Below are 16,191 nucleotides of genomic sequence, written 5' to 3' on the forward strand. Positions count from 1 at the left end.
GCCGTGCCGCCCGGGAGGTGACCGGGGCGGCAGAGCGGCGAGAGCGAAACGGGGCGTTCGGCGCCGGCGGGCGAAGCGGCCCCTGCCGGTAAGGCGGCCGGGGCCGGCGCTGGTTGCGGCGCGGGCGCGGCCACGCCAGCGTGGCCGCGCGCGGGAACGGACGAGCGGGCGATCAGTGGTGGCCCTTGAGCACGGTGCCCGGCTTGAGCTGGTAGACGGTGCCGCAGTACGGGCACTTGGCCTGGCCGGTGTCCGCCACATCGAGGAACACGCGCGGATGGTAGTTCCAGGTCGGCGTATTGGGCGTGGGGCAGTGCAGCGGAAGGTCTTCGGCGCCGATTTCGACGACGTTTGCGGTTTGCGTCATGGTGTTGCGGGGTCAGTCTTGTCAGGGGAGGGTTCTGGCTCGTGCTGCGGCGGGGCCCGGCGCCTTGGGCGGCCGGGCCGCCGGCATCAGACCAGGGTCAGCCAGTGCTGGTATTTCTCGTTGGTGCCGCCGACGGCGGCGAAGAACGCGTCCTGGATCTGCTTGGTGATCGGGCCGCGGCGGCCTTCGCCGATGACGCGGTCATCGAGCTCGCGGATCGGCGTGACTTCGGCCGCGGTGCCGGTGAAGAAGGCCTCGTCGCTGCAATAGACCTCGTCGCGGGTGATGCGCTTCTCGCGGACTTCGATGCCCAGGTCGCGCGCGATCGTCAGCGTCGCGTCGCGGGTGATGCCATCCAGGCAGGAGGCCAGGTCCGGAGTGTAGATCACGCCGTTGCGCACGATGAAGACGTTCTCGCCGGAGCCCTCGCTGACATAGCCGTCGGTGTCGAGCAGCAGCGCCTCGTCGTAGCCGAGGCTGGTCGCCTCCTGGTTGGCCAGGATCGAGTTGATGTAGTAGCCGCTGGCCTTGGCGCGCACCAGCGACACGTTGACGTGATGGCGGGTGAACGAGGACGTCTTGACGCGGATGCCGCGCTCCATGCCTTCCTCGCCCAGGTAGGCGCCCCAGGGCCAGGCGGCGATCGCCACGTGGATCGTGTTGCCGCGCGCGGAGACGCCGAGCTTTTCCGAGCCGATCCAGACCAGCGGGCGGATGTAGCAGGACTCGAGCTGGTTGGCCTTGACCACCTCGCGCTGCGCCGCCTCCAGGGTCGCCTGATCGAACGGGATCTCCATCTGGAAGATCTTGGCGGAGTTGAACAGCCGGCGGGTGTGCTCCTTGAGCCGGAAGATCGCGGTGCCGGCCGGGGTCTTGTAGGCGCGCACGCCCTCGAATACGCCCATGCCGTAGTGCAGGGTATGGGTCAGCACGTGGATCTTGGCATCGCGCCAATCGATCAACTTGCCATCCATCCAGATCTTTCCGTCACGATCGGCCATCGACATGCTCGTCTCCCGCAAAAACGTCAAAAAGGTGCAAAGGCGACATTGTAAGCCCCGGCACACCCCGTGCCAACGCGGCGAGGCGGCGGTATGGCGCCGCCAGGCTGGGGATCGGGGCCGATCCAGTGGCCGTGGTGCCGGGCTTATATCGGCACGGCATACGCTCAAGCGAACTCAATCGTTTGGAAAGTGGCGATTCATTGGTATCGTACTTGCTTTGGAATCCGGCCCCCGCAGCGCATGCAGGCAGCGGGCCGCGCCGGCCGAGCCGTTTTTGGCTCTGTTCCTGCCTTTCCATCCTGGTATTTCGATTCCTGCCGCCATGACCCGCACTTCGACCCGCCGCCTCGTGACCCGTCTTGCCGCCACTCTGGCCAGCCTGGGCAGCCTCGCCTGCCTGTCGTTGGCTCCGTCCGCGCACGCCCAGGGTCCGGCCAACTGGCCCGACAACAAGCCGATCACGATCCTGATGGGCTTTACCGCTGGCTCGGGCGTCGACATGGTCGGCCGCACATTGCAGGACTCGCTGCAGAAGTCGCTCAAGACCACGATCCTGTACGACTACCGGCCGGGCGCCGGCGGCAACGTGGCCTCCGAAGTGGTCGCCCACGCCAAGCCGGACGGCTATACGCTGCTGCTGGGCACCGCCGCCACCCATGGCATCAACCCGGCGCTGTACAAGAACCTGCCGTTCGATGCCGAGGCGGACTTCACGCCGATCGCCCCGCTGGTCGAGGTGTCCAACGTGCTGACCGTCAATCCGGCGGTGATCGACGTCAAGTCGGTCAAGGAATTCATCGAGAAGGTCAAGGCCAATCCGGGCAAGTACAACTACGCGTCCACCGGCAACGGCACCGGCACGCATCTGGCTTTCGCGGAATTCAACGCGCGCGCGGGCCTCGACATGGTCCACGTGCCGTACAAGGGCGGCCCGGACGCGCTGCAGGCGGTGCTCAAGGGCGAGGTCTGCTGCATCTTCAACCAGGTGCAGAGCGTGCTGCCGCAATACCGCGCCGGCAAGGTGCGCCTGCTCGGGGTAACCACCGCCAAGCGCGTGCCGGTGATCCCCGACGTGCCGACCATCGCCGAGAGCGGCGTGCCGAACTACAACAGCACGATCTGGTTCGGCTTCTTCGGACCCAAGGGGCTGGACCCGCAGATCGCCCGCAAGGTCAACGAGGCCGTGCGCGTCGCGCTGGAAAACCCGGCGGTGCGCCAGAAGCTGGTCGAGGCGGGGAACACGCCGCGCGTCGAGACCGTCGACCAGTTCCGCGCCACGGTGAAGGCCGACCGCCAGAAGTGGGCGAACGTCGTCAAGACGGTGGGGGCGTCGATCGACTGAGATGGATTGGGATCGCCTGGCGGCACCGCCGCCGGTCGGCCCCGCCAGGCAGCAGCCCCGGTCAGGGTCCGGGGCGCCGGCACCTGCCCGCCATGTGCCCGCCATGTCCCGGCCATGCACACGGCATGTGCCGGCCACGTTCTGCAGGCGTGCCGCCTCAGATCCCCTGTCCTCCCGACACCTCGATCCGCTGGGCGTTGACCCAGCGGTGGCTCTCCGACAGCAGGCCCGCAATCATCGGCCCGATATCGTCGGGCACGCCGGCGCGGCCCAGCGCGGTCATCTCGGCGAACAGCTTGTTGATCTCCGGGTTGTCGCGCACGGCGCCGCCGCCAAAGTCTGTTTCGATCGCGCCCGGCGCCACGGTATTGACCGCGATGCCGCGCGCGCCCAGTTCCTTCGCCATATACCGGGTCAGCACTTCCACCGCGCCCTTGACGGCGGCGTACGCGGCGTAGCCGGGGAAGGACACCCGCGTCAGCCCGCTGGACAGGTTCACGATGCGCCCGCCGTCGGCGATCAGCGGCAGCAGCGTCTGCGTCAGGAAAAAGACGCCCTTGAAGTGCACATTGACCAGCGCGTCGAACTGCGCTTCCGTGGTGTCGCCGATCAACGCATAGTCGCCGTGGCCGGCGTTGTTGACCAGATGGTCGAAGGTGTCGCGCTGCCATGTCTGGCGCAGGGCGGCGCGCAGCGTTTGCGCGAAGGCCGCGAAGCTGCCGACGTCCCCGGTGTCGAGCTGCAGCGCACAGGCCTTGCGCCCCAGTGCTTCGATCTCGGCGACGACGGCGTTCGCCTCGTCGGCCCGGCGCTGGTAGGTCACGATGACATCCCCGCCGCTGCGGGCGATGCTCAGGGCGGTGGCTCGGCCCAGCCCGCGGCTGGCGCCCGTCACGAGGGCAATTCTGGTCATGGCGATCACTCCTTGGTTCGGTGGATGGTGCTTCGAATTATTGGAGTTCCGACGCCAATAGTCTTAGCCAATTCCTCCCGCTTTCTTGCCTGAATCTCCGAGCCGGCTCGCCGTCGCCGGAGGGCAGCGCTATGCTGCGTCCATGAACGCCGACCTGCTCGATGCCGTCCGCCGGTACACGGACGCCTACGCCGACCCCGAGGGCCTTGCCCAAACGCCCGTGCCCGGCCTGACCACGATCAGGGCGACCGCGCCCAGCGGACTGCTCCATGCCATCGCGCGGCCGCTGGTCTGCCTGGTGCTTCAGGGCAGCAAGCAGGTCACCATGGGCACGCAGACCTTCACCTTCGAGGCGGGCGACTCGCTGCTGATCACCGCCGACGTGCCGACCGTCAGCCAGGTCACGCGGGCCAGCCCCGAAGCGCCGTATCTCTCGCTGGTGCTGGACCTCGAGCCGGCCGTGATCGCGGACCTCGCCACGCAGATGCAGAGCCTGCCGGCGGCCGATGGCGGGGCGGTGCGGTACCAGCCGACCGAGGCCGAGGTCGCCGACGCCGCGCTGCGGCTGATGCGCCTGTTCGAGCGGCCGGAAGCGGTGCCGGTACTCCATGCACAGCGCGTACGGGAGTTGCACTACTGGCTGCTGGCCGGCCGGCATGGCGCGGCCATCCGCGAACTGGGATGGCCGGAAGGCAATGCACGGCGCGTGGCGCGCGCCGTGGCGGTGCTGCGCGAGGAGTTCACCAGGCCATTGCCGATGGCGCGGCTCGCCGGCGTCGCCGGCATGAGCCCATCGTCGTTCTACCAGCACTTCCGCGCGGTCACGTCGCTGTCGCCATTGCAATTCCAGAAGCAGCTGCGACTGATCGAAGCGCGCCGCCTGATGCTGGCCGACGGCATGACGGCCAGCAGTGCCGCCTTTGCCGTGGGCTACGAAAGCGTGCCGCAGTTCACGCGCGAATACCGCCGCCTGTTCGGCATGCCGCCGGCAAAAGATGCGGAGGCCATGCGCAGCGCGGTACTGAACGAAGCCAGAGGCAACGACGAGGCAATTTCGGCGCACCGGTCGGTCAAGCGGCTGAAGGGCGTTGTGCCGAAACCGGGCAGACCCGTTTCGGTCGATGACATGAACGCGGCAATCGCGGAACTGGGCGCGTCGGCGGGGGACCGGAATTGATGCCCTCGTCCCCGTCCCGTACGGCCAAAGAGTGCGCGTGATTGCTGTCCGCCCGCATCATTTAAGCGCCCACTTACCCAATTCCCGCCAGGCCCTATAATGGCGCCTTACCCGCCGCGCTCGCGGCGGGGTGTCCGGCGATGCCGGCGCGGCGCGTGGATCGCCGTCGCGCGATCGGCCGGAATCCTCACCGCGTCCGCTCCATGACATCCCCTCGGCCCCCGGCCTGGCTGCGCCTTTGGCATCGTGCCACGCAAGGCGTCCTGCACCATTTCTGGACCCGCTTTCCGCCCGCCGAGCGCACCGGCTTCCTGGCCGGCGCGCGCCGTTTCGCGCCGTCGCTGCCGGCGACCTTCTCGTGGGGGCTGGTGACCGGCGTCGCCATGAGCAAGTCGGTGATGACGGTGCCCGAGGCGATCGGCATGAGCCTGCTGGTCTACGCCGGCTCGGCCCAGCTGGCGGTGCTGCCGTTGTTCGCCGCCGGCATGCCGCTGTGGACGATCTGGCTGACCGCCGCCGTGGTCAATCTGCGCTTCGTGATCTTCAGCGCCGCGCTGCAGCCGCACTTCAGCTATCTGCCGCTGTGGCGCCGGACGCTGCTCGGGTCGTTCAACGGCGACCTGCATTTCGTCTTCTTCATGCAGCGCTACCAGGCGCCGGGCTACGAGCCCGGCAAGGAAGGCTATTTCTGGGGCATGGCGCTGACCAACTTCGTGATGTGGCAGGTCTCGTCGCTGGCCGGCATCCTGCTGGCCAGCCTGTTTCCCGACAGCTGGGGGCTGGCGCTGGCCGGCACGCTGGCGCTGATCCCGGTGATGGTGTCGACGATCAATTCCCGCTCGACGCTGATGGCGGTCGCGGTGTCGGCGGTGCTGGCGCTGTTCTTCTTCGACCTGCCGTACCGGCTCGGGCTGGTGGTGGCGGTGGCGGGGGCGATCGCGGCCGGCATGGCGAGCGACCAGATGGCGGCCCGCGCCACGCTGCGCGGCATCGAAAACAAGCGGCGGCGCGACAAGGCCGCCGGCACGGTCAACATGAACCTCGGCAAGGACGCTGGCACTCGGGCCAGCCATGCCGCGTCGTCGGCGGAGGACAAGGCATGAGCCATTGGCAGATCTGGATCGCGCTGATCGGCATGGCGGTGGTGACCATCGTCACGCGCGCCCTGTTCCTGATGGCCGGCGAGCACGTCAGCCTGCCCGACCGCCTGCAGCGGGCGCTACGCTACGCGCCCGCCGCCGCGCTGGCCGCCATCATCCTGCCCGACCTGATGACCTGGCAGGGCCATTTCACCGTCGGCCTGGAAAACTACAAGCTGATCGCCGGCATCGCCGCGGCGCTGTTCTACCTCGCCACCCGCAAGATGCTCGGCATGATCGCGGTCGGCATGGCGGTCTATACGGCGCTGCGGTTGCTGGCGTAGCCGTCAGGCAGGCCTAAGGCAGGCGTCGGGCAGCATCGGGCAGCATCGGGCAGCCTCGGCCAGCCATCGGGCAGCCATCGGGCAGCCTCGGGCAGACGTCGGGCAGACGTCGGGCAGGCACTGGGCAGGCGCTGGGCAGACGTCAGCCGCCCCCATCGGGCGCGGCCCGCGGCGCCTTCAGCGTGGCGCTCAGTTGCGTCAGCAGGTGCGAAAGCTGCGCCTGGCTGTTGGTGCCGGTCTTGATGAACACCGACTTCAGCTGCGTGCGGCTGGTCTCGCGGCCGATCTGCAACTGCTCGCAGGCCTCGGGCAGCCCGATGCCGGTGGTCAGCAGCGTCGCCAGCCGCATTTCGGCCGGCGTCAGCCCGTAGAGATCGCGCAGCACCTGCGGCAGCAGCGGGGAGCTGCCGCGGGCGTCGTGGATCGCGACCAGCGCGGCCGGCTGCTGCCAGGCCTGCCCCATCGCGTGCGACGGCGGCAGCGGCAGCACGATGACCTGGGCGCGGGCGCCCTGGCGCGACTGCGCCGTCGCCGCCTGGGCCGGCACCGGCGCGTTGGCGTCGCAAGCGGCGCGGACCATCGCCGTGAACGGGCGCGACAGCTTCCATTCGTCGCCCGTGCCGGCGCCAGTACCGGTGCGCGGCGCGGCCGGATTCGGCACCAGGCGGCGCACCCAGGCCTCGCCCTCGCTGTTGTGCAGCAGCACGCGCGCGTCGGCCGTCAAGACGATCACGCCGAAGGCCAGCTGGTCCAGCAGCTGCATCGACATGCGCTGCAGCGCGGTCAGCGCGCTGGTGCGTTCGCGCAGGGCCATCGCCTGGCGGATATGCGGAATCGCCCAGTCCAGCGCCCGCGCGTCCTCGTACGCAAACAGCGGCCCATCGACTGGCCGCTGCAGCGAGAAATAGACCTCGTAGTAGGGCTGGCGATCGACCAGGCAGGCCATCACCGAGCCCATGCCGTAGCGGTGCAGGAAGTCGCCGTAGAAGGGATGCCGCGCGATGGTGCCCGCACCCAGCTCGCGCGCATCGATGTACCAGCCGCCGACCGGCATCCGCGGCGCGAAGGATCGTCCCGGGTCCAGCGCCTGAAAGGTCTGCTGGTACGCCTGAGCCAGGCCTTCGACCGGATTGGCCAGCTCGGTCACCGACATGCGGTCATTGCGCCTGTCCAGTACGACCATGCCCATCTGGGTGCTGCCGCTCGCGCGGCGCAGGTTCTGCAGGCTGCGCTGCCACGCCTGCGGATCGACGATGCCCTCGTAGAGCCCGCGGATCGTGTCGTGGATGTCGCTGTCGTTCATTGCCGCCTCCGCATCGACGCGATGGCGCGGCAGGCGGCGGGCGGCACGTGCAAAGGCTGGCGCCGCCCATGGTCTGCGCCATGGACTTCCCGTTGGTTCATCGACTACCCCTGGTTCCGACGACAAAGCAATGCGCCGCCAGGCTCTTGCGACGGCCCGGTCGGCTTCGACCTTCTTTCTTCTTTCTTCTTGATTGGGACGGCTTCTCGATGGCGGCGCCCGAGGGCGCCTGCGGTGGCCGAGAAGCTATGGTACGGGTTTGACGCGTGGCCGTCAGCAGGATGTGATGAGGGTTTCACCTGCCTTTGTGCGCTGGGCGTCGCAACCCCGTTGCAATTGCGCAAAAGGGGGTCCCCGTTCAGGTAAAATGCCGGTTTTTCCGATCTTTCCCGCAAGAGCCATGACCTCTGTCCTGCGTCTATCCGACCTGATTTCCCAAGGCAAACTGTCCGGCAAGCGTGTGTTCATCCGCGCCGACCTCAACGTGCCGCAGGACGACGCCGGCCATATCACCGAGGACACCCGCATCCGCGCCTCCGTGCCCGCCATCGAGGCCTGCCTGGCCGCCGGCGCCGCCGTGATGGTGACCTCCCACCTGGGCCGCCCGACCGAGGGCGAATTCAAGCCGGCCGATTCGCTGGCGCCGATCGGCAAGCGCCTGTCGGAACTGCTGGGCAAGGACGTCAAGCTGGTGCAGAACTGGGTCGACGGCGTCGAGGTCGCGCCCGGCCAGGTGGTGCTGCTTGAGAACTGCCGCGTCAACAAGGGCGAGAAGAAGAACAGCGACGAGCTGGCGCAGAAGATGGCCAAGCTCTGCGATATCTACGTCAACGACGCCTTCGGCACCGCGCACCGCGCCGAGGCCACCACCCACGGCATCGCCAAGTACGCGCCGATCGCCTGTGCCGGCCCGCTGCTGGCCGCCGAGATCGACGCGCTGGGCAAGGCGCTGGGCCAGCCGGCCCGGCCGCTGGTGGCGATCGTCGCGGGCTCGAAGGTCTCGACCAAGCTGACCATCCTGAAGTCGCTGGCCGACAAGGTCGACAACCTGGTGGTTGGCGGCGGCATCGCGAACACCTTCATGCTGGCCGCCGGCCTGAAGATCGGCAAGTCGCTGGCCGAGCCGGACTTGGCCGCCGAAGCCAAGGCCATCATCGACATCATGGCAGCCCGCGGCGCCTCGGTGCCGATCCCGGTCGACGTGGTCTGCGCCAAGGAGTTCAGCGCCAACGCCGCGGCCACCGTCAAGGATGTCAAGGACGTGGCCGACGACGACATGATTCTCGACATCGGTCCGCGCACCGCGGCGATGCTGGCCGAGCAGCTGAAGGCCGCCGGCACCATCGTCTGGAACGGCCCGGTCGGCGTGTTCGAATTCGACCAGTTCGGCAACGGCACCAAGGTGCTGGCCGAAGCGATTGCCGAATCGAAGGCCTTCTCGATCGCCGGCGGCGGCGACACGCTGGCCGCCATCGCCAAATACGGCATCGCGGACCGGGTCGGCTATATCTCGACCGGTGGCGGCGCCTTCCTCGAATTCCTCGAAGGCAAGAAGCTGCCGGCCTTCGAAGTCCTGGAGCAGCGCGCCGCGGGCTGAGCGCCGGACCCGGCCGCCCGCCGTTCACCGGACGCGGGACGCGGCCGCAGCTGCAGCGCTCGCCGGCGACCCGCCGGCAACCCGCCGCGACACGCTAAGGACAAGGAAACCAGATGACCCGTTCGACCAAGATCGTCGCCACCATCGGCCCCGCTTCCAGCACGCTCGAGATGCTGACCCGCATGATTGCGGCCGGGGTCGACGTGGTGCGGCTCAATTTCTCGCACGGCGTGGCCGAAGACCACCTCGAGCGCGCGCGCCTGGTGCGCGAGGCCGCTCAGGCCTGCGGCCGCGAGGTGGCGATCATGGCCGACCTGCAGGGGCCGAAGATCCGCGTCGGCAAGTTCGAGCACGGCAAGGTCACGCTGAAGGCGGGCGACCCCTTCGTGCTGGACGCCGGCTGCAAGCTCGGCAACCAGGAGCGCGCGGGCCTCGACTACCAGGACCTGCCGCGCGATGTCGGCCCCGGGGACCTGCTGCTGCTCAATGACGGACTGATCGTGCTGGGCGTCGACCGCGTGATCGGCAACGAGATCTTCACTACCGTCAAGGTCGGCGGCGACCTGTCCAACAACAAGGGCATCAACCGCCAGGGCGGCGGCCTGTCGGCGCCGGCGCTGACGGCCAAGGACATGGAAGACATCAAGACCGCGATGGCGCTGGGCGCCGACTATATCGCGGTCAGCTTCCCGAAGAATGCCACCGACATGGAAATGGCGCGCCAGCTCGCCGCCGTGGCGGGCCAGCAGTTCGGCCACAAGGCGCGGATGATCGCCAAGATCGAGCGGGCCGAGGCGATCCGGCCGGGCGTGCTGGAGGAAATCCTCGCGGCCTCGGACGGCATCATGGTGGCGCGCGGCGACCTGGCCGTGGAAGTGGGCAACGCCGCGGTGCCAGCGCTGCAGAAACGGATGATCCGGCTCGCGCGCGAGGCCAACAAGCTGACCATCACCGCCACGCAGATGATGGAAAGCATGATCGTCAACCCGGTGCCGACCCGCGCCGAGGTGTCGGACGTCGCCAACGCCGTGCTCGACGGCACCGATGCCGTGATGCTGTCGGCCGAGACCGCCGCCGGCCGCTATCCGGTCGAGACCGTCGAGGCGATGGCCGCGGTCTGCGTCGAGGCCGAGAAGTCCGAAGTGGTCCAGCTCGACACCGACTTCCTGAACCAGACCTTTACCCGCATCGACCAGTCGATCGCGATGGGCGCGCTGTTCACCGCCTATCATCTGCAAGTGAAGGCCATCGCCGCGCTGACCGACTCGGGCGCGACCGCCTTGTGGATGAGCCGTCACCGCATCCATGTGCCGATCTACGCGATGACGCCGAACCTGGCCTCGCAGCGCAAGATGCAGCTGTATCGCAACGTGGTGCCGCTGCCGCTGGAATCGAGCACCGACCGCGACACCGCGCTGGAACAGGCCGAGGAGCTGCTGCTCGCCAAGGGCGTGGTGCAGCGCGGCGATTTCATCGTGTTGACGGTCGGCGAGCCGATGGGGCAGCCGGGCGGCACCAATACGCTGAAGATCGTCCGGGTCGGGCTGTGACGGAGAGCTTGATGCCGAGCCTGGGGCTGACCATGAGGCCGACCACAAGGGCGACCACAAGGGCGACCACAAGGCCGACCATCAAGCGGGAGGCGATGCCGATGACGCGAACCATGACGCAAACCATGATGGCGAGCACGGTGCGCTGGGGAACACAGCCCGGTGCCGCGCCCCACGGAAACTTGCCACGATAGCGGCGGACCGTGGCGACAGCCCGGCAGCCCGAAGAACATCCCAATACCGAGAACCCCATTCTTTTCTTAGGAGTCTGACATGCCACTCGTTTCGATGCGCCAGTTGCTCGACCACGCCGCCGAGAACGGCTACGGTCTGCCGGCATTCAACGTCAACAACCTGGAGCAGGTCCAGGCCATCATGCAGGCCGCCGACGAAGTGAATGCGCCGGTGATCATGCAGGCTTCCGCGGGCGCCCGCAAATATGCCGGCGAACACTTCCTGCGCCACCTGATCGAGGCCGCGGTCGAAGCCTATCCGCACATCCCGGTCGTGATGCACCAGGACCACGGCCAGTCGCCGGCGATCTGCCAGGGCGCGATCGACCTGGGCTTCTCGTCGGTGATGATGGACGGCTCGCTGCGCGAAGACGGCAAGACCCCGGCCGAGTACGAGTACAACGTCGAGGTGACCCGCAAGGTCGTCCAGATGGCCCACGCCGTCGGCGTGACCGTCGAGGGCGAACTGGGCTGCCTGGGCTCGCTGGAAACCGGTGAGGCCGGCGAGGAAGACGGCATCGGCGCCGAAGGCAAGCTCGACCACTCGATGCTGCTGACCGACCCCGAGCAGGCCGCCGACTTCGTCAAGGCGACCCAGCTGGACGCGCTGGCGATCGCCATCGGCACCTCGCACGGCGCGTACAAGTTCACCCGCAAGCCGACCGGCGACATCCTGGCGATCAGCCGCATCAAGGAAATCCACGCCCGCATCCCCAACACCCATCTGGTGATGCACGGCTCGTCGTCGGTCCCGCAGGAACTGCTGGAAGAAATCCGCAAGTTCGGCGGCGACATGAAGGAAACCTACGGCGTGCCCGTCGAGGAAATCCAGGAAGCGATCAAGTACGGCGTGCGCAAGATCAATATCGACACCGATATCCGTCTGGCCATGACCGGCGCGATCCGCCGCTTCTTCGTCGAGAACCCGAGCAAGTTCGACCCGCGCGAATACCTGAAGCCGGCCCGCGAGGCCGCCAAGCAGGTCTGCAAGGCGCGCTATGTCGCGTTCGGCTGCGAAGGCCAGGCCGGCAAGATCAAGCCGATCGCGCTGAAGGACATCGCCGAGCAGTACAAGTCGGGCAAGCTGTCGCAGGTGGTGCAGTAAGCCGTGCATCAGGCCATGCGGCAAGCGGTGCATTGAGCCGTCGCGGCCCGGCCTTCAGCGCATGAGGGCCGGGCCATGGCCGACGCCATGGCGTGGCCAGTGCATCGACCGATGGGGCTTCGCGACTGCACGAAGCCCCTCATTGTTTCTCCCTCTCTCCGGCTCGCCGACCTATTTCTATGTCTGACGCTCTCTATCAGTCCTCCATCCGCTCGCTGCCGCTGCTCGGCCATGGCAAGGTGCGCGACAACTATGCCGTCGGCGACGACAAGCTGCTGATCGTGACGACCGATCGCCTGTCGGCGTTCGACGTGATCCTCGGCGAGCCGATCCCGGGCAAGGGCCGCGTGCTGAACCAGATGGCCAACTTCTGGTTCCGGAAGCTGGCCCATATCGTGCCGAACCACGAGACCGGCATCGCCGCCGAGACCGTGGTGCAGCCGGACGAAGTCGCGCAGGTGCGCGGCCGCGCGGTGGTGGTCAAGCGTCTGAAGCCGATCCTGGTCGAGGCCGTGGTGCGCGGCTATCTGGCCGGTTCCGGCTGGAAGGATTACCAGGCGACCGGCCGCGTCTGCGGCATCGAGCTGCCGGCGGGCCTGCAGAACGCGCAGAAGCTGCCCGAGCCGATCTTCACGCCGGCGGCCAAGGCCGAGATGGGCGAGCACGACGAGAACATCAGCTTCGCCGAGGTCGAGGCGCGCATCGGCAAGGAGCTGGCCGCGCAGATGCGCGACATCTCGATCCGCCTGTACAAGGAAGCGGCCGACTACGCCGCCACGCGCGGCATCATCATCGCCGACACGAAGTTCGAGTTCGGCCTGGACGAGAACGGCACGCTGACGCTGATGGACGAGGTGCTGACCGCCGATTCGTCGCGCTTCTGGCCGGCCGACTCCTACCAGGTGGGCACCAACCCGCCGTCGTTCGACAAGCAGTTCGTGCGCGACTGGCTCGAGGCGGTGCGCATCGACGGCAAGCCGTGGCCGAAGACCGCGCCGGCGCCGGCCCTGCCGGCCGAGGTGATCGAGAAGACCGCGGCCAAGTACCGCGAGGCGCTGACCCGGCTGACCGGGCAGGAACTGCAATAACCGGGCGGCCGCCGGCACGCCACGCAAGCAAGGATTGGAAGTGAGCCAGACAAACAAGCCGCTGGTCGGCGTCGTGATGGGCAGCAGCTCGGACTGGGACGTGATGCAGCACGCCGTGGCGATGCTGAAGGATTTTGGCGTCCCGTTCGAGGCCCAGGTGGTATCGGCGCACCGGATGGCCGACGAGATGTTCCGCTACGCCGAGACGGCGCGCGCGCGCGGACTGCGCGCGATCATCGCCGGCGCCGGCGGTGCCGCGCACCTGCCGGGCATGATCGCGGCCAAGACCATCGTGCCGGTGTTCGGCGTGCCGGTGCCGTCCAAATACCTGCGCGGCGAGGATTCGCTGCTGTCGATCGTGCAGATGCCCAAGGGCGTGCCGGTCGCCACCTTCGCGATCGGCGAGGCGGGCGCGGCCAATGCCGCGCTGCACGCGATCGCCACGCTGGCGGCCACCGACGACGCGCTGGCCGCGGCGCTGGAAGCGTTCCGCACGCGCCAGACCGAAGCGGCGCGGGCGATGACCTTGCCGCTGTGAGCGCCCGACGCCGATCCGCTTCACCGATTGACTGAGTCACCGATTCACTGATTTGCCGACTCGCTGAATCACGCCCCGCGGCCGTCGCCGGCGGCCGCGAACCGTTCCCCTGGAATCCGCACGAGCATGCCCACCGATATCCATCCCCATCTGATCGAAGCGCACACGCCGGAGTCGCGCGCCGAATTCGGCGTCGGCGGCCCGAACGCGCCGATCCTGCCCGGCGCCTGGCTCGGCATGCTCGGCGGCGGCCAGCTGGGCCGGATGTTCACCCACGCCGCCCAGGCGATGGGCTACAAGGTCTGCGTGCTCGATCCCGACCAGGACAGCCCGGCCGGCGCGGTCGCCGACAGGCATATCTGCGCGGCCTACACCGACGAGGCCGCGCTGGCCGAGATGGCGAAGCTGTGCCAGGCGGTCTCCACCGAATTCGAGAACGTGCCGTCGATGTCGCTGGAGCGGCTGGAGCAGCTCGGCGCGTTCGTCGCGCCGCGCGGCCACTGCGTGTCGATCGCGCAGAACCGCATCGGCGAGAAGAAGTTCTTCGCCGCCTGCGCCGAGCGCACCGGCGTGCCGCCGGCCCCGCACTGGGTAATCCAGCACGATGCCGATATCGACCAGCTGCCCGAACAGTTGCTGCCGGGCATCCTGAAGACCGCGCGCATGGGCTACGACGGCAAGGGCCAGGCCCGCGTCAAGACCCGCGAGGACGTGCGCGCCGCCTGGAACGCGATGCAGCATGTGCCGTGCGTGCTGGAGCAGATGCTGCCGCTGGCCTATGAGGTCTCCGTGCTGGCCGCGCGCGGCGTCGACGGCGCGACCGCGACATGGCCGCTGGCCGAGAACGTCCATCGCGATGGCATCCTGTTCTCGACGGTGATGCCGTCGCGCCAGGTGTCGGCCGAGATCGCCGACCGCGCGCGTGCCGCCGCGGCGACCATCGCCGGCGAGATGGGCTATGTCGGCGTGCTGTGCATCGAGTTCTTCGTGCTGCAGGACGGCAGCCTGGTCGCCAACGAGATGGCGCCGCGCCCGCACAACTCCGGCCATATCACGATGGATGCGTGCGAGACGAGCCAGTTCGAGCAGCAGGTGCGGGCGATGGCCCGGCTGCCGCTGGGCAGCACCCGCCAGCATTCGGCCGGCAAGATGCTGAACCTGCTGGGCGACGTCTGGTACGAATACGGGCTCGAGCGCGAGCCGGCGTGGGATGCGGTGGTTGGCCAGCCCGGCGCCAAGCTGCATCTGTACGGCAAGAGCGATGCGCGGCCCGGACGCAAGATGGGCCACGTCAACTGCATCGGCGAGCGTGCCGAAGACGCGCAGCGCGCCTTCGACGCGGCGCTGCAGATCCTGCATATCGCGCCCTGATTTCCTGCACAGGGTGATGACGATGGCCGCCGCTTCCGATGCCTCCCGCATGCCGACCGCCGCCGAACTCGACGAGGCCGCGCGCCTGCTCGAGGCCGGGCAGCTGGTCGCGTTTCCGACCGAAACCGTCTATGGCCTCGGCGCCGATGCCGAGAACCCGGAGGCGGTGGCGCGCATCTTCGCGGCCAAGGGACGGCCGTCCAACCATCCGATCATCGTTCACGTGGTCGACGGCGCCGACATCGGCCATTGGACCGACGAGGTACCGGAGGCCGCGCAGCGCCTGATCGATGCCTTCTGGCCCGGGCCGCTGACGCTGATCCTGAAGCGTGCCGCGCATATCCCCGCCGATGTCGCCGGCGGGCAGGACAGCATCGGCCTGCGCTGCCCCTCGCATCCGGTCGCGCAGGCGCTGCTGTCGCGCTTCAAGCGCGGCCGCGGCGGCATCGCGGCGCCGTCGGCCAACAAGTTCGGCCAGGTCAGCCCCACGACCGCGCAGCATGTGCGCGAGGAATTCGGCGACAGCGTCTATGTGCTCGAGGGCGATGGCGTCGAGGTCGGCATCGAATCGACCATCGTCGACCTGTCGCGGCTTGACCAGGGCGTCGGCCCGGTGCTGCTGCGCCCGGGCGCGATCACGCCGGCGATGATGGCCGACGTGCTCGGCACCGCGCCGCTGCCGCCCGATGCGGCCGCGCCGCGAGCCTCCGGCACGCTGAAGGCCCACTACGCGCCGCGCACGCCTCTGTATCTGGCCGATACGCGTGCGCTCGCACGCGACCTCGCCACGCTGCCGGCCGATGCCCGCGTGGCCTGGGTCGCCGCCGCGCCGGCGGACGATCCCCGCTGCGTGTGGGTGCAGGCCCCGGCGGATGCCAGGGCCTATGCGCGGGAGCTGTACCGGCTGCTGCGCCGGCTCGACAAGGAAGGCTTCGCCCGGCTGTACGTCGAGCCCCTGCCCGAGGGGCACGAGTGGGCGGGCGTACGGGACCGTCTGCAGCGTGCCGCCGCCGCGTTCCAGGACTAGCGCTGGGCGGCCGGTGGCGGCGCGCTGGTGCGCCGGTGCGTGAATGCCTTAGTGTGGGAATGCGTCGATGCGTCAGTGCGTCAATGCGTCAGTGCCGTGGTCCGTTGGTGCTCCAGACCGTTGGTGCTCCAGACCGTTCGTTAGTGCTTTGGA

15 protein-coding genes are annotated in these 16,191 nt (G+C 68.5%); 11 read left to right on the forward strand and 4 right to left on the reverse strand.

Annotation, left to right across the window (positions count from 1 at the left end; translation table 11 throughout):
- Positions 1-172: 172 nt before the first annotated feature.
- Together K7G19_RS11395 and K7G19_RS11400 are read right to left on the reverse strand one after the other, a co-directional pair.
- Positions 173-367 (reverse strand): zinc-finger domain-containing protein, encoded by a 195-nt coding sequence (locus tag K7G19_RS11395; RefSeq protein WP_006575845.1) that lies wholly within the window; start codon positions 365-367, stop codon positions 173-175.
- Positions 368-453: 86 nt separating this feature from the next.
- Positions 454-1,374: a branched-chain amino acid transaminase gene (locus tag K7G19_RS11400; protein ID WP_149316823.1), complete on the reverse strand. Its 921-nt coding sequence runs from the start codon at positions 1,372-1,374 to the stop codon at positions 454-456.
- Between the two features lie 319 nt (positions 1,375-1,693).
- Between K7G19_RS11400 and K7G19_RS11405 the strand changes: the two genes are divergently transcribed.
- Complete coding sequence (locus K7G19_RS11405) at positions 1,694-2,713, forward strand: tripartite tricarboxylate transporter substrate binding protein (RefSeq protein WP_226107328.1); 1,020 nt, start codon at positions 1,694-1,696, stop codon at positions 2,711-2,713.
- Between the two features lie 157 nt (positions 2,714-2,870).
- Here the strand turns inward: K7G19_RS11405 and K7G19_RS11410 are convergent, their stop codons facing one another.
- Positions 2,871-3,626 (reverse strand): SDR family NAD(P)-dependent oxidoreductase, encoded by a 756-nt coding sequence (locus tag K7G19_RS11410; RefSeq protein ID WP_226107330.1) that lies wholly within the window; start codon positions 3,624-3,626, stop codon positions 2,871-2,873.
- Between the two features lie 142 nt (positions 3,627-3,768).
- Between K7G19_RS11410 and K7G19_RS11415 the strand changes: the two genes are divergently transcribed.
- The 3 genes from K7G19_RS11415 (at position 3,769) to K7G19_RS11425 (ending at position 6,226) form a co-directional block, all read left to right on the forward strand.
- On the forward strand, positions 3,769-4,803 hold the full coding sequence (locus tag K7G19_RS11415; protein ID WP_226107332.1) for an AraC family transcriptional regulator: 1,035 nt from the start codon (positions 3,769-3,771) through the stop codon (positions 4,801-4,803).
- Between the two features lie 203 nt (positions 4,804-5,006).
- Entirely contained in the window at positions 5,007-5,906 is a 900-nt protein-coding gene (locus K7G19_RS11420) for an AzlC family ABC transporter permease (RefSeq protein WP_223819612.1), read from the forward strand.
- A complete protein-coding gene (locus K7G19_RS11425) occupies positions 5,903-6,226 on the forward strand; it encodes an AzlD domain-containing protein (RefSeq protein ID WP_149316825.1) in 324 nt (107 codons plus the stop codon). Before K7G19_RS11420 ends, K7G19_RS11425 begins: the two co-directional genes overlap by 4 nt.
- A gap of 142 nt (positions 6,227-6,368) precedes the next feature.
- Here K7G19_RS11425 and K7G19_RS11430 read toward each other — a convergent pair whose 3' ends face one another.
- Positions 6,369-7,529 (reverse strand): helix-turn-helix transcriptional regulator, encoded by a 1,161-nt coding sequence (locus K7G19_RS11430; RefSeq protein ID WP_149316826.1) that lies wholly within the window; start codon positions 7,527-7,529, stop codon positions 6,369-6,371.
- 400 nt (positions 7,530-7,929) lie between these two features.
- Between K7G19_RS11430 and K7G19_RS11435 the strand changes: the two genes are divergently transcribed.
- From K7G19_RS11435 to K7G19_RS11465, 7 genes are all read left to right on the forward strand, one after another.
- Entirely contained in the window at positions 7,930-9,126 is a 1,197-nt protein-coding gene (locus K7G19_RS11435) for a phosphoglycerate kinase (RefSeq protein ID WP_149316827.1), read from the forward strand.
- 113 nt (positions 9,127-9,239) lie between these two features.
- Positions 9,240-10,676, forward strand: a complete 1,437-nt coding sequence (gene pyk, locus K7G19_RS11440; RefSeq protein ID WP_149316828.1) for a pyruvate kinase — start codon at positions 9,240-9,242, stop codon at positions 10,674-10,676.
- Between the two features lie 273 nt (positions 10,677-10,949).
- Positions 10,950-12,014, forward strand: coding sequence for a class II fructose-bisphosphate aldolase (fba, locus tag K7G19_RS11445; RefSeq protein ID WP_149316829.1), 1,065 nt, complete (start codon positions 10,950-10,952; stop codon positions 12,012-12,014).
- Positions 12,015-12,193: 179 nt separating this feature from the next.
- Entirely contained in the window at positions 12,194-13,102 is a 909-nt protein-coding gene (locus tag K7G19_RS11450) for a phosphoribosylaminoimidazolesuccinocarboxamide synthase (protein ID WP_226107334.1), read from the forward strand.
- Between the two features lie 40 nt (positions 13,103-13,142).
- Positions 13,143-13,640, forward strand: coding sequence for a 5-(carboxyamino)imidazole ribonucleotide mutase (purE, locus tag K7G19_RS11455; RefSeq protein WP_149316831.1), 498 nt, complete (start codon positions 13,143-13,145; stop codon positions 13,638-13,640).
- A gap of 126 nt (positions 13,641-13,766) precedes the next feature.
- The gene (locus K7G19_RS11460) at positions 13,767-15,011 is read left to right on the forward strand and encodes a 5-(carboxyamino)imidazole ribonucleotide synthase (protein WP_150083300.1); all 1,245 of its coding nucleotides are present in this window, start codon (positions 13,767-13,769) and stop codon (positions 15,009-15,011) included.
- A gap of 49 nt (positions 15,012-15,060) precedes the next feature.
- The gene (locus K7G19_RS11465; RefSeq protein ID WP_149317097.1) at positions 15,061-16,038 is read left to right on the forward strand and encodes an L-threonylcarbamoyladenylate synthase; all 978 of its coding nucleotides are present in this window, start codon (positions 15,061-15,063) and stop codon (positions 16,036-16,038) included.
- Positions 16,039-16,191 lie beyond the last annotated feature (153 nt).

Origin of the sequence: Cupriavidus sp. DB3 (genome assembly GCF_020418465.1) — a bacterium.
GTDB classification, from domain to species: domain Bacteria; phylum Pseudomonadota; class Gammaproteobacteria; order Burkholderiales; family Burkholderiaceae; genus Cupriavidus; species Cupriavidus cauae.

Excerpts from the sequence above, each read along its gene's own strand:
- K7G19_RS11395 (WP_006575845.1), bottom strand. The coding sequence starts at position 367 with ATGACGCAAACCGCAAACGTCGTCGAAATCGGCGCCGAAGACCTTCCG.
- K7G19_RS11465 (WP_149317097.1), top strand. The coding sequence starts at position 15,061 with ATGCCGACCGCCGCCGAACTCGACGAGGCCGCGCGCCTGCTCGAGGCC.
- K7G19_RS11420 (WP_223819612.1), top strand. The coding sequence starts at position 5,007 with ATGACATCCCCTCGGCCCCCGGCCTGGCTGCGCCTTTGGCATCGTGCC.
- pyk (WP_149316828.1), top strand. The coding sequence starts at position 9,240 with ATGACCCGTTCGACCAAGATCGTCGCCACCATCGGCCCCGCTTCCAGC.
- K7G19_RS11450 (WP_226107334.1), top strand. The coding sequence starts at position 12,194 with ATGTCTGACGCTCTCTATCAGTCCTCCATCCGCTCGCTGCCGCTGCTC.
- K7G19_RS11400 (WP_149316823.1), bottom strand. The coding sequence starts at position 1,374 with ATGTCGATGGCCGATCGTGACGGAAAGATCTGGATGGATGGCAAGTTG.
- K7G19_RS11430 (WP_149316826.1), bottom strand. The coding sequence starts at position 7,529 with ATGAACGACAGCGACATCCACGACACGATCCGCGGGCTCTACGAGGGC.
- K7G19_RS11435 (WP_149316827.1), top strand. The coding sequence starts at position 7,930 with ATGACCTCTGTCCTGCGTCTATCCGACCTGATTTCCCAAGGCAAACTG.
- fba (WP_149316829.1), top strand. The coding sequence starts at position 10,950 with ATGCCACTCGTTTCGATGCGCCAGTTGCTCGACCACGCCGCCGAGAAC.
- K7G19_RS11410 (WP_226107330.1), bottom strand. The coding sequence starts at position 3,626 with ATGACCAGAATTGCCCTCGTGACGGGCGCCAGCCGCGGGCTGGGCCGA.
- K7G19_RS11425 (WP_149316825.1), top strand. The coding sequence starts at position 5,903 with ATGAGCCATTGGCAGATCTGGATCGCGCTGATCGGCATGGCGGTGGTG.
- K7G19_RS11415 (WP_226107332.1), top strand. The coding sequence starts at position 3,769 with ATGAACGCCGACCTGCTCGATGCCGTCCGCCGGTACACGGACGCCTAC.
- K7G19_RS11460 (WP_150083300.1), top strand. The coding sequence starts at position 13,767 with ATGCCCACCGATATCCATCCCCATCTGATCGAAGCGCACACGCCGGAG.
- K7G19_RS11405 (WP_226107328.1), top strand. The coding sequence starts at position 1,694 with ATGACCCGCACTTCGACCCGCCGCCTCGTGACCCGTCTTGCCGCCACT.